This is a genomic window from Clostridium sp. MCC328, assembly GCF_018785465.1.
In the GTDB taxonomy this organism is placed as follows: Bacteria; Bacillota; Clostridia; order Lachnospirales; family Lachnospiraceae; genus Pilosibacter; species Pilosibacter fragilis.
Map to the genome: position 1 here is coordinate 45,482 of NZ_WQPW01000095.1, position 12,221 is coordinate 57,702.

The window sequence follows — 12,221 nt, forward strand, 5'->3', positions numbered from 1 at the left end:
AAATACCCCTTGGGTTTCAAGGGTTTTCCGTGATATCCGATTGCTTTTTTATTGCGGGGATGTTATGATAATCGTTACAGGTCCATATACATGCGGTGCTGTCATGAACCACCGGGCTGTTGTTTTATCCATATGCCCAGGCGTCATGAGAGTTAAAAGGGAAACAGGTCAAAAGCCTGTGCGAGCCCGTCACTGTAGATCCGGAGTACATGAGCATTGTCCGTCACAAACGGACAGTCACTGGCAGTTTCTGCCGGGAAGGCGTCTCATGTGCGATGATGGATGAGCCAGGAAACCTGCCGGATGTCTGCTGGGAGAAAAAAGAACCAGGCTGGGACCTGAAAATTCATTTTTCAAGCGAGGAGAAGAGTAAATGAGAAAAGCAAACCTTTATGCCGTTATGACAGCGGCAGCCGTATCCATGGCAATCCTTTCCGGATGCTCCGGAAGCCAGACAGCAGCAACAACTGCTGCAGAGACTACTACAGTCGCAGAGACAACCGCGGAGGAAACTACAGCAGAAGCGACAGAGGCTGAAGAAGAGGACGAAGAGAATTACGATACAGGAGATGCTTCCATGGATAACACAAGAAATCAGGATGAGATCGGCGAGAATGAGCTTCTCGTAGTAAGCTTTGGTACAAGCTATAATGACAGCCGCAGACTGACAGTCGGCGCTATCGAGAACGCCATCGAGAACGCATTCCCGGACTATTCCGTTAGAAGAGGTTTCACAAGCCAGATCATCATTGACCATGTAAAGAAAAGAGACAATATTGCGATCGATAACGTGAAAGAGGCTTTAAACCGTGCCATCGACAACGGTGTCAAGAATCTTGTTGTACAGCCGACCCACCTTATGAATGGTCTTGAGTACACAGATCTTGTAAATGAGTTATCAGAAAACTCCGATGCCTTCGGGCATGTTGCTGTCGGCGAGCCTCTTTTAACTTCCGACGATGACTTCAAGACTGTGATCTCCGCAATCACAGACGCAACAAAGGAGTATGATGACGGCGAGACAGCGATCTGCTTCATGGGCCATGGCACAGAGGCCGATTCCAACGCTGTTTACCAGAAAATGCAGGATATGTTAAAAGAAGAGGGCTTTGACAACTACTATGTAGGTACTGTTGAGGCAACTCCGTCCTGTGAGGATGTTATTGCACAGGTAAAAGAGGGCTCCTACAAGAAGGTCGTTTTAGAGCCGCTTATGATCGTAGCTGGTGACCATGCGAACAACGATATGGCCGGTGATGATGACGATTCCTGGAAGAGCCAGTTTGAGGCAGCAGGTTATGAGGTCTCCTGCCTTGTAAGAGGACTCGGTGAACTTGAGCCGATCCAGCAGCTCTTTGTAAAGCATGCCCAGGCTGCAGTTGACAGTCTCGCAAAATAAGATAGCTCGTTATGGGCGGTCGATGATTCGACCGCCTTTTTCTGATACAGGAATATAGTGATGCTGCCTTACCTGAAGCAGCCAGAATGCTGATATCAGGCACCGCACAGATATTTTGAAGGGAGAGAAAAATTTTATGCATAAATTGAAACAGTTTACATTTGCGCTCGCGGCAGTCTGCGCTCTGTCCACAGCATGCGGACAGCCCGGCACGACTGAGACAACATCTGCCTCTGCTGCAGAAGCCCAGGCTGAATCTACGGTGGAGAAGACTGCGGCTGTTGAGTCAAAAGCCGCCGTTGCCTCCGGCAATGAGACCGCTGCGGAACAGACGCTTGACACCGTGGGTCTCATTCCGGTATCCGCAGCGGATCTGAAAGAGGGAACTTACGATATTTCCGTAGAGTCCAGTTCCTCCATGTTTAAGATCACATCATGTGCACTGACTGTCAAGGACGGCGCGATGACCGCGAGAATGACCATGGGCGGAACCGGATATCTCTATGTCTACATGGGAACCGGCGAGGAGGCATCGAAGGCACCGGAAGCCGACCTGATCTCCTTTGAAGAGAATTCTGATGGGACCCACAGCTTTACGGTCCCGGTGGGGGCATTGAATGAGGCGCTTCCGTGTACCGCGTTCAGCAAGAAGAAAGAGAAATGGTATGACAGAGAACTCGTCTTTGAGGCATCGGGAATTCCGGCAGATGCGTTTCTCAATACATCCTTAAAGACTGTGGAAGATCTCGGTCTCGCAGATGGAACCTATACTGTAGAAGCCGCTCTGACCGGCGGGTCCGGCCGTGCGTCTGTGGAGTCCCCGGCGGTGGTCGAGGTAAAGGACGGAAAGGCAGAAGCGACGATCATCTGGAGCAGCTCCAACTACGACTATATGCGGGTGGACGAGGAGAAGTTTCTTCCGGTCAATACGGAGGGAAATTCCACCTTTGTGATCACGGTGACTGGTTTTGACAGCCCGTTGACTGTTTACGCCGACACGACGGCCATGAGCACTCCGCATGAGATCGAATACACGCTGACCTTTGATTCCAGCACGCTGGAAGAGCAGAAACAATAACACGGTATGGACAAGAACAGAATTCATTTATTCCGCAGAAGGCGGGAGACAGATAAGAGGTACAGGCGGTATGTCAGATGCCTCACCGTGATTCTTTTGAGTGTAGTCATGCTATGTGCTGGGTGCACCGGGAAAGACGCAGAGGGAAGCTCTGCCGGTGGCTCTGGGGAACAGACCGCTGCGGCAGACAGCCGGCAAAACGAAGCCGGCAGCAGCACTGAGGCAGCCCCAAAAACGGAGACAGCTGCTACAGCTTCCCGCAGCTGGAACAATATGTCCCCGGTAGGTTCCATGGATCTTCTCTATGCGGATCAGTTTTCCGTGGATTATTATGAGAATGACATCTCGCTCATCACCATCGGGGATACAGACCAGTTCCTTCTTCTGCCGGAAGGGATGTCCGCGCCGGTCGGACTGCCGGATTCCATCAAAATCCTCCAGAAACCGGTAAAAAATATCTATCTTGTGGCGACATCCGCTATGGATGATTTCATTCACCTGGACGCAATGGATTTGATTGCGCTCTCCGGCACAAAGGACACCGGATGGTATCTGCCGGAAGCAAGAACGGCAATGGAAGAGGGAAAAATTGCCTATGCAGGAAAGTACAGCGCTCCGGACTACGAGAAGATCTTAAGCAGTGACTGCGGTCTCGCCGTGGAGTCCACCATGATCTACCATACTCCCGAGGTAAAAGAACAGTTGGAACGCCTTGGGATCCCGGTTCTCGTGGAGCGGTCCAGCTATGAGGGCCATCCCCTGGGAAGAATGGAGTGGATCCGGCTCTACGGTGTCCTGACGGGAAAAGAGGCTGAGGCGGAACAGATATTTCGCGAAAATATGGACGCTCTGTCCGATGTTCTCGACATGGAACCATCCGGAAAAACGGTCGCTTTTTTCTATGTGACGAATTCCGGCAGCGTCAATGTCAGGAAGAATGGGGATTATATCGCAAAAATGATCGCCCTGGCAGGCGGAACTTACATTCCCGGGAATGCCGGTTCTGATGAGAACGCACTTTCAACGATGAACATGGATTTTGAGTCCTTCTATGCCGCCGCGAAGGATGCGGATGTGCTGATCTACAACAGTACCATTGACGGGGAACTCACCGCGATCGATGAGCTTTGCGCAAAGAATCAGCTTTTTGCGGATTTCAAGGCAGTGAAAGAGGGCAATGTCTGGTGTACCGGGAAGAACATGTTCCAGGAGACTATGGGCCTGGGGGATATGATCCGGGATATGAACGCGGTGTTTGCCGACGATACCGAATATAGCTTTACATATCTTCATCAACTGAAGTGACACGCAGGTGACAGCTGATCAACAGCACGGGATCGTCACTGCGTTGAATTCACACCTGCTGATGAGAACACGAAAAAGTTTAAATTATAGTAACTGTTCAGTAGGTCTGCGCACTTGCTGCGCTGACCGTAAGAAAACATAGGCTGGAAGGCAAAAATCCCATCAGCGAAGCTGATCTGGAATGGATTTTTGCATGTAACTATGAAGGTACTGAATAGTTACAAATTATAAATGAAAGGGGGAAGAACGCCTATGTCAACCCAGTCTAAGCGGATCGTCCGGGCCTACCTGCTGTTATTTGTCCTGCTTGCAGCCTTAAGCTTTCTGAGCCTGGCCGTCGGCAGCGTGCGCGTATCGGCAGCAGATATTCTTGCGGCCCTGGGTGGAAAAGAGGGGACTGATATGACCCGTCATATTCTCTTTGATATCCGCCTCCCCAGAATGCTGGCGGCGTTGATCCTCGGCGGGGCGTTATCGGTGTCGGGCTTTCTGCTGCAGACATTTTTCTCGAATCCCATCGCCGGCCCCTTCGTCCTTGGAATCTCTTCCGGCGCGAAGCTCGCCGTTTCGATCTTCATGATCCTGTTTCTCGGACAGGGACTCATCATGAATTCCTGGGTCATGATCGGTGCGGCTTTTCTCGGTGCCATGGCCTCCATGGGCTTCGTGCTGGCGGTCTCAAAAAAGCTTCCTCAGATGTCCATGTTAGTGGTAAGCGGGATTATGATCGGATATATCTGTTCGGCGGCAACGGATTTTATCGTGACCTTCGCCGATGACTCCAATATCGTGAACCTCCACAACTGGTCTATGGGGAGTTTTTCCGGCATCTCCATTGATGGGGTAAAGATCTGTCTCCTTGTGACTGCTACAGCTCTCGTTTGTTCCATGCTGCTCTCAAAAGCCATGGGTGCCTATCAGCTGGGGGAGGTTTACGCGAGAAACATGGGTGTCAATATCAAACGGTTCCGGATCGAGCTGATCCTGTTATCCAGCATTCTTTCCGCTACAGTGACAGCCTTTGCGGGCCCCGTCTCCTTCGTGGGGATCGCGGTGCCCCATATGATCAAACAGCTGTTTAAGACCGCGAAGCCCATCGTTGTGATCCCGGGATGTTTCCTTGGCGGTGCAGTATTCTGCCTGTTCAGCGATCTGCTGGCGAGAACGTTGTTTTCACCGACAGAACTTTCCATCAGTTCTGTGACGGCGGTGTTCGGAGCGCCGGTGGTGATTGCCATGATGATAAAAAGAGTGAAACGTTGATAGGAATAGTCTGAAAGGAGAGCCCATGCAGAACTACCTGACAGCAGACAATTTAACCGTCGGATACCGCGGAAAACCGATCCTGTCCGACATCTCCATGAACATCCGCCGCGGATCCATCGTCACGCTGATCGGACCGAACGGGGCTGGAAAATCCACGATCTTAAAGAGCATCATCCGGGAACTTTCCCCATTAGGCGGAAGTGTATTTCTTGACGGCACAGCCCTGGAGGATTACTCGGATCCTGATTTTGCGAAAAAGACCGCGGTGGTCATGACGGGGCGGCCGGATCCGGAGCTTATGACGTGTTTTGACGTGGCGGCAGCAGGAAGATATCCGTATACCGGGCGGTTCGGGATCCTGTCCAAAGAAGATAAGAAAAAGGTCATGGATGCCCTCGAAATGGTCCGGTGCGAAAGCCTTGCGGATGTCCTGTTCCAGAACACCAGCGACGGGCAGAAACAGCGGATCCTCTTAGCCCGGGCGATCTGCCAGGAACCGGAGCTTCTCGTTCTCGACGAGCCCACATCCTTTCTCGATATCCGGCACAAACTGGAGCTTCTCGATATCTTGAAGAAACTGGTCCATGAGCGCAATGTGGCAGTCCTCATGTCGCTTCACGAGCTGGATCTTGCGGAGAGGATCTCTGACTATGTGCTCTGCGCGGAAAACGGGACCATCGGGAGAACAGGGACGCCCCGGGAGGTGTTTGAGGGAGACTATATCGCAAAGCTCTACGGAATCGAACACGGGAGCTATCTGACGTCCCTTGGATTTCCGGAACTCCCGAGAACAGACGGAGCGCCGAGGGTCTTTGTCATCGGCGGCATGGGGAGCGGGATTCCGGTGTACCATGCCTTAAACCGGGCGGGGATCCCCTTTGCGGCGGGCGTGATCCATGAAAACGATATGGAGTACCAGACAGCGAGAGTGCTGGCAGCAGAAGTGATCCGGGAAGCGGCCTTCGAACCGGTGGGAGAGCAGGCGTTTCTTAGGGCGAAGAAAGTGCTAGAGTCCTGTGAGGCCGTTTTCTGCCCGCTAAACGTCTTCGGAACTATGAATAAAAAAAACCGGGAACTTCTCCGGATCGGAACGGAACTCGGAAAATTACGGCAAATTCATCTTGACAAATCTGATTCCGGTGATATACTAAATGACAAGTGAAAAAAACAACACGTTGACAGGAAGAGTACGTTCGGAAACTGCTCAGAGAGGGATACATTTGGTGAGAGTTATCCTGCACGGAACGAGCTGAAGACCACCCTGGAGTGTCCCCTAATCGGGAACGGTGATTCCGTTATCATCAAATGAAGTGGTATAGAAATTCTATACAAGCAGGGTGGAACCACGGGTAATCTCGTCCCTTGATTATGTGAAAACGCATAATCAAGGGACTTTTTTATTTACGCGAACAACGAGCCAAAGTCCGCGCTTGCGCGAGACCTTGGCGACTGCCGCGATAACAAGGGGAAACTCGCGAAGCGTGTTTTCACTTGTTTGCGCGAGTGACAAAACAGAGACTGTGTTCACACAGGAAACTGAAAACGCGGTATTGCAAGCCACGGCTCGCGTGAGATTTTCACTGAGAAAAAGCAGCTGTAAAATATCTCGGCTGCACGAAATTTTTCCAAGAGAAAAAGGAGAATGAACATGAAAGTAACATTAAAAGACGGCTCTTCTAAAGAGTATGCACAGCCGATGGCTGTCATCGACATCGCAAAAGACATCAGCGAAGGTCTTGCAAGAATGGCCTGTGTCGCAGAGATCGACGGAGAAGTAAAGGATCTGCGCACTATCGTTGACAAGGACTGCACTTTAAATATCTTCACAGCAAAGGATCCGGAAGGACTTGCAGCACTCCGCCACACAGCAAGCCATGTAATGGCTCAGGCGATCAAGCGAATCTGGCCGGAGACAAAGCTTGCCATCGGTCCGTCCATCGCTGACGGTTTCTACTACGATATCGACCGTGATGAGCCGGTAACATCCGACGACCTCGCAAAGATCGAGGCTGAGATGAAGAAGATCATCAAGGAAGCTCTCCCGTTAGAGCGTTTTGAGCTTCCGAGAGCAGAGGCGATCGCCCTTATGAAAGAGAAGAACGAGCCGTACAAGGTAGAGCTCATTGAGGATCTTCCGGAAGATTCCATCATCAGCTTCTACAAGCAGGGTGAGTTCACCGACCTCTGTGCAGGTCCGCACCTCATGAACACAAAGGAAGTCGGCAAGGCATTCAAGCTCATGAACATCGCAGGCGCTTACTGGCGCGGAAGCGAGAAGAACAAGATGCTGACCCGTATCTACGCAACAGCCTTTGCGAAAAAAGAGGACTTAGACGCTTACGTTACCATGATGGAAGAGGCGAAGAAGCGTGACCACAGAAAGCTCGGCAAAGAGCTCGGTCTCTTCATGATGAGCGATGCAGGCCCAGGATTCCCGTTCTTCCTTCCAAAGGGAATGATCTTAAAGAACACACTGCTTGACTACTGGCGCGAGATCCACAAAAAAGCAGGTTATGTAGAAATCTCCACACCGATCATCTTAAACAGAAGCCTCTGGGAGACCTCCGGTCACTGGGATCACTATAAAAACAACATGTATACAACCGTCATCGACGGCGAAGATTACGCCATCAAACCGATGAACTGCCCGGGCGGCGTTCTTGTTTACGCTTCCGAGCCGCGTTCCTACCGTGACCTTCCGCTCCGTATGGGTGAGCTCGGTATCGTTCACCGCCATGAGAAATCCGGTCAGCTTCACGGACTCATGCGTGTACGCTGTTTCACACAGGATGATGCCCATATCTTCATGACTCCGGAGCAGATCCGTGATGAGATCAAGAACGTAGCAGGTCTGATCAACCAGGTATATTCCCTGTTCGGATTCAAATATCATGTAGAGCTTTCCACAAGACCGGAAGACTCCATGGGAAGCGACGAGGACTGGGAGCTTGCAACAAACTCCTTACAGGGCGCATTAGACGACCTTGGACTTGACTATGTGATTAACGAAGGAGACGGCGCATTCTACGGTCCGAAGATCGACTTCCATCTGGTAGACGCGATCGGCAGAACATGGCAGTGCGGTACGATCCAGCTTGACTTCCAGCTTCCGCAGCGTTTCGAGCTTGAGTACATCGGCGCTGACGGTGAGAAGCACAGACCGATCATGATCCACCGCGTATGCTTCGGTTCCATCGAGCGTTTCATCGGTATCCTGATCGAGCACTTCGCTGGCGCATTCCCGACATGGCTTGCACCGGTTCAGGTTAAGGTTCTCCCGATCTCCGAGAAGTACGAGGAGTACGCAAAATCTGTCAAAGCAGCTCTTGACGCGGCTGACATCCGTGCTGAGATCGACCTCCGTTCTGAGAAGATCGGCTACAAGATCCGTGAGGCACAGGGGCAGAAGATCCCGTACATGTTAGTTGTCGGCCAGAAGGAGCAGGCAGATGGAACTGTATCCGTAAGAAGCCGCTTCAAAGGCGATGAGGGCGCTGAAGATCTCAACGTATTTATCGCAAACATCAAGGCTGAGATCGCTGGCCGTGTAAACCGTCCGGTCGAGGTTAAAAAGGAAGAGGAGAAATAATCCTCTGCTCGTTTAACCAGGTGCTGAAATTTCAGATTTTCGCCGGTCTTCGGAATTTTCCGGGGACCGGCTTTTTTTCTGTTTTTTTGTCTGTCTGCTTGCACTTTTTTCCGAATGATGGTATCATATTACGGAATATGACCGTTGGGAGGTTTATCAATTGGCGAAGAAAAAGAACAAGAAAGTCGTTCGTTATCGCCGACCCCTGAATATCAATGTGGGCATGATCATTTTTGCCCTCATTTTCTTATATATGGCGTTTTATCTCTATACCTACCTTCGCAGGGACAAGGTGGAGTTTTATGAAGTTGTGGAGGGAAGTATCGTAAACGATACGAGGCACACCGGAATCATTTTCCGGACAGAGGAGCCGAAATACACTGACCGTGCCGGAAATATCAACTTTTATCTGAGAGAGGGGAAAAGGGCAGCTGTCGGTACGAGAGTCTATTCCATTGATGAGACGGGAACGCTTTCCGCCCTGCTCGCGGAAAAAACGGACGGGTCTGTAGCCCTCTCAAAGGAAAACCTCGCTTCCTTAAAAAAGCAGCTGTCCAGCTTTAGCCAGACATTCACGAACGAAGATTTCCGGGAGGTCTATGATACGAAAAACACCCTGGATGCGGAAGTCCTGGAGTATGTGAGCGTTGATACCTTAAAAAATCTCGACAGCGCAGTCTCTGAACTGGGCGGAAATTTCACCCAGGTGCGGGCGGATCAGTCCGGCATTGTGTCCTACTCGGTGGATTCCATGGAGACACTGACACCGAACCAGGTGACAGCGGATATGTTTGACAAGAGTTCCTACAAGAAATCCAGCGTGCGCTCAGGACAGCTCGTGGAGACCGGGGCACCGGCCTACAAGATCATCACCTCCGAGGACTGGTCCATCGTGTTCCCGATGTCGGAGCAGGAACTTACCACTTATAATGGAAAGACTTCCCTCGCCGTGAAGTTTAACGGCAGGGATCTTGAGACCTCCGGCGCGTTCTCCACAGTGACAGGCGGAGATGGAAAGACATACGGAAAACTCGATTTTTCTAAATATATGGAACAGTTTGTTTCCGACCGGTATGTGGATTTTGAGATCGTGACCGATGAGGTCCGGGGACTCAAGATCCCGAGAAGCTCCGTCACCGATGTGACTTTCTATGTGATCCCGAAGGATTATTACGTGAGCGCAAAGAAGGATTCTTCCGATTCCTCCTCCGTCTCCCAAAGCGGCTTCCGCAAGGAGACCTACGCGGATGGAAAGACGGTGGGTGTCATCACTTCGTGCACGATCTACTACGCGGATGATGAATACTATTACGTAGATGCCGGGGAGAACAGTGAACTGAAAGCCGGGGATTTCCTTACAAAGGACGATTCCGAAGAGCGTTACCAGATCGGAATGACCCAGACGGTACAGGGCGTCTACAATATCAACCGTGGATACGCGGTATTCAGAAGGATTGAGATCCTTTCTTCGAATGATGAGTATTACACCATCAAAAAGGGCACCGATTATGGTCTGTCCGTCTACGACCACATCGTCCTGGATGCCAACGCCGTGACCGGAAACGGAATGATCATCTATCAGTAGGAGGTTTTTATCATGTCAGTTGCAGAGAATATAAAGAACGTAAGGGAACGCATGAACGCAGCCTGCCTTCGCGCGGGAAGAGATCCGAAGGAGGTCACCCTGATCTCCGTCAGCAAGACGAAGCCGGTCTCCATGTTGATGGAGGCCTATGAGGCGGGAGAGCGCGACTACGGCGAGAATAAGGTACAGGAGATCACGGAGAAGCGCCCGCAGATCCCGGAGGACGCAAAGTTCCACATGATCGGCCATCTCCAGACAAACAAGGTCGGACAAGTCATCGACAAAGTGGTCCTGATCCACTCCTGTGACAGCGTCCACCTGGCAGAGAAGATCGAGAAGGAAGCCGCAAAGCGCGATATGATCGCCAATGTGCTCCTTGAGGTCAATGTGGCGAGAGAGGAGAGCAAATTCGGCATGTTCTTAGAGGACGTAATTCCGAATTTAAAGGAGATCCAGGCATTTCCCCATGTCTGCGTAAAGGGAATGATGACCATTGCACCAAATGTCGAAAATGCAGAAGAAAATCGAAAATATTTTAAAGAATTATATCAATTATATGTTGACATCAAAAATAAAAACATTGATAATGGTACTATGAGTGTGCTGTCCATGGGTATGACCGGTGACTTCGAGGTAGCCGTTGAGGAGGGTGCAACCATGATTAGAGTAGGAACCGGAATCTTTGGTTCCAGATAGATTGGAGAGAACTAGATATGAGCTTTTTAGGCAAGATTATGGATACGATGCGTCTGAACGACGATGAAGATGACGATTACTTCTTAGATGACGATTATGAGGATGAAAAGCCGGCGAGAAAGAACCTTTTCAAGAAGCAGACAGCTGATGATTTAGATGATTATGAGGAGGAGAAGCCAAGATTTTTACCCCGCACCACCAACAGCAATAAGGTTGTTCCGATGCGCCGCGGAAGCGGAATGGAAGTTTCCTTAATTAAACCGACCTCCTTAGATGACGCAAAGGAGATCTGCGATTACCTGCTTGCCGGAAAGGCAGTTGTACTTAATATGGAGGGAATCCACACCGAGACCGCACAGCGGATCATCGATTTTACATCCGGATCCACATATTCCATGAACGGAAATCTCCAGAAAATTTCCAACTACATTTTTATCGCAACCCCGCAGTCTGTTGAGCTGTCCGGTGACTTCCAAGATCTTCTTACCGGAGGAAACTTAGACGTATCCGGACTCAACATCCATCTTTAATTAAGGATCCATATGGAAAAGGAAGAACAGCTTTTTAGGAAGCGGATCCAGGAACTGGCAGAAAACGCTTACTCCCGCGATATCCCGCTTCACACAGATTTTCTGACGCTCGCAGAACAGACTGTCTTCCAGAATATGTCGGCTACGCTGCCGCCGGTGAAGTTCGTACTTTCCGGCGGCTTTCCGATGTCTGAAAGAAAGGTTTTGTGCTTTCTGGCGTCCTATGAGGAGGAACTTTACGCGCCGCCCTTCGTGTGTTTAAAGATCGTTCCCGCAAACAGGCGCTTCGCGGAGGAACTGACCCACAGAGACTATCTCGGGGCGATCATGAATCTCGGAATCGAGAGGGCCATGATCGGGGACATCGTCCTGCAGGATGGAAATGCCTGGGCGTTTGTCATGGAAAAGATGAGCAGATATCTTGCGGAGAATCTCACGATGATCCGGCACACCTCTGTTGTCACGGAGATCACGGCAGATTTTTCTGAGCTTCCGGAGCCAGAGATGGAGGAAATTTCAGGAACAGTGAGTTCCGTCCGCCTGGATTCTGTTATCGCGCTTTGCGGAAGACTTTCCAGGACGAGGGCAGCATCATATATCGAAGGCGAGAAGGTCTCTGTCAACGGGGCTGTCTGCACGAATGTATCGCTGAATCTGCGGGGCGGAGAGATCTTATCGATCCGCGGCATCGGCAAATTCCGGTTTGGCGAGCCAGGAAATCTTACGAAAAAGGGGCGGACATCTGTCGTGGTGTACCGCTATAAATAGGAGGT

10 protein-coding genes, 1 riboswitch and 1 other annotated feature are annotated in these 12,221 nt (G+C 50.8%); all 10 genes read left to right on the plus strand.

Features of this window, described 5'->3' with window-relative positions:
• Nucleotides 1-121 precede the first annotated feature (121 nt).
• Nucleotides 122-319, plus strand: a riboswitch (cobalamin riboswitch).
• A 54-nt stretch (nt 320-373) separates the two neighbouring features.
• The 10 genes from GPK83_RS12740 to GPK83_RS12785 all read left to right on the plus strand — a co-directional run bounded on the left by GPK83_RS12740 (nt 374) and on the right by GPK83_RS12785 (nt 12,216).
• Nucleotides 374-1,399, plus strand: a complete 1,026-nt coding sequence (locus tag GPK83_RS12740) for a sirohydrochlorin cobaltochelatase (protein WP_215704939.1) — start codon at nt 374-376, stop codon at nt 1,397-1,399.
• A 136-nt stretch (nt 1,400-1,535) separates the two neighbouring features.
• Nucleotides 1,536-2,477, plus strand: a complete 942-nt coding sequence (locus GPK83_RS12745; RefSeq protein ID WP_215704940.1) for a hypothetical protein — start codon at nt 1,536-1,538, stop codon at nt 2,475-2,477.
• 87 nt (nt 2,478-2,564) lie between these two features.
• Nucleotides 2,565-3,782 (plus strand): ABC transporter substrate-binding protein, encoded by a 1,218-nt coding sequence (locus tag GPK83_RS12750; protein WP_345941816.1) that lies wholly within the window; start codon nt 2,565-2,567, stop codon nt 3,780-3,782.
• 252 nt (nt 3,783-4,034) lie between these two features.
• Nucleotides 4,035-5,045 carry an iron ABC transporter permease gene (locus tag GPK83_RS12755; RefSeq protein ID WP_117484540.1) on the plus strand — a complete coding sequence of 337 codons (1,011 nt, stop codon included), beginning with the start codon at nt 4,035-4,037 and terminating at the stop codon, nt 5,043-5,045.
• A 25-nt stretch (nt 5,046-5,070) separates the two neighbouring features.
• Nucleotides 5,071-6,210 carry an ABC transporter ATP-binding protein gene (locus GPK83_RS12760; protein ID WP_117484539.1) on the plus strand — a complete coding sequence of 380 codons (1,140 nt, stop codon included), beginning with the start codon at nt 5,071-5,073 and terminating at the stop codon, nt 6,208-6,210.
• 4 nt (nt 6,211-6,214) lie between these two features.
• Nucleotides 6,215-6,414, plus strand: a binding site (T-box leader).
• Between the two features lie 282 nt (nt 6,415-6,696).
• Nucleotides 6,697-8,637: a threonine--tRNA ligase gene (gene thrS, locus GPK83_RS12765; RefSeq protein ID WP_215704941.1), complete on the plus strand. Its 1,941-nt coding sequence runs from the start codon at nt 6,697-6,699 to the stop codon at nt 8,635-8,637.
• A gap of 160 nt (nt 8,638-8,797) precedes the next feature.
• Nucleotides 8,798-10,222, plus strand: coding sequence for an HlyD family efflux transporter periplasmic adaptor subunit (locus GPK83_RS12770; protein WP_117504316.1), 1,425 nt, complete (start codon nt 8,798-8,800; stop codon nt 10,220-10,222).
• A gap of 12 nt (nt 10,223-10,234) precedes the next feature.
• Entirely contained in the window at nt 10,235-10,918 is a 684-nt protein-coding gene (locus GPK83_RS12775) for a YggS family pyridoxal phosphate-dependent enzyme (protein WP_015554528.1), read from the plus strand.
• 17 nt (nt 10,919-10,935) lie between these two features.
• Nucleotides 10,936-11,448: a cell division protein SepF gene (locus GPK83_RS12780; RefSeq protein WP_117470268.1), complete on the plus strand. Its 513-nt coding sequence runs from the start codon at nt 10,936-10,938 to the stop codon at nt 11,446-11,448.
• 12 nt (nt 11,449-11,460) lie between these two features.
• Nucleotides 11,461-12,216 carry a YlmH/Sll1252 family protein gene (locus GPK83_RS12785; protein WP_144365275.1) on the plus strand — a complete coding sequence of 252 codons (756 nt, stop codon included), beginning with the start codon at nt 11,461-11,463 and terminating at the stop codon, nt 12,214-12,216.
• Nucleotides 12,217-12,221 lie beyond the last annotated feature (5 nt).

Excerpts from the sequence above, each read along its gene's own strand:
- GPK83_RS12780 (WP_117470268.1), top strand. The coding sequence starts at position 10,936 with ATGAGCTTTTTAGGCAAGATTATGGATACGATGCGTCTGAACGACGAT.
- GPK83_RS12745 (WP_215704940.1), top strand. The coding sequence starts at position 1,536 with ATGCATAAATTGAAACAGTTTACATTTGCGCTCGCGGCAGTCTGCGCT.
- thrS (WP_215704941.1), top strand. The coding sequence starts at position 6,697 with ATGAAAGTAACATTAAAAGACGGCTCTTCTAAAGAGTATGCACAGCCG.
- GPK83_RS12755 (WP_117484540.1), top strand. The coding sequence starts at position 4,035 with ATGTCAACCCAGTCTAAGCGGATCGTCCGGGCCTACCTGCTGTTATTT.
- GPK83_RS12775 (WP_015554528.1), top strand. The coding sequence starts at position 10,235 with ATGTCAGTTGCAGAGAATATAAAGAACGTAAGGGAACGCATGAACGCA.
- GPK83_RS12740 (WP_215704939.1), top strand. The coding sequence starts at position 374 with ATGAGAAAAGCAAACCTTTATGCCGTTATGACAGCGGCAGCCGTATCC.
- GPK83_RS12760 (WP_117484539.1), top strand. The coding sequence starts at position 5,071 with ATGCAGAACTACCTGACAGCAGACAATTTAACCGTCGGATACCGCGGA.
- GPK83_RS12785 (WP_144365275.1), top strand. The coding sequence starts at position 11,461 with ATGGAAAAGGAAGAACAGCTTTTTAGGAAGCGGATCCAGGAACTGGCA.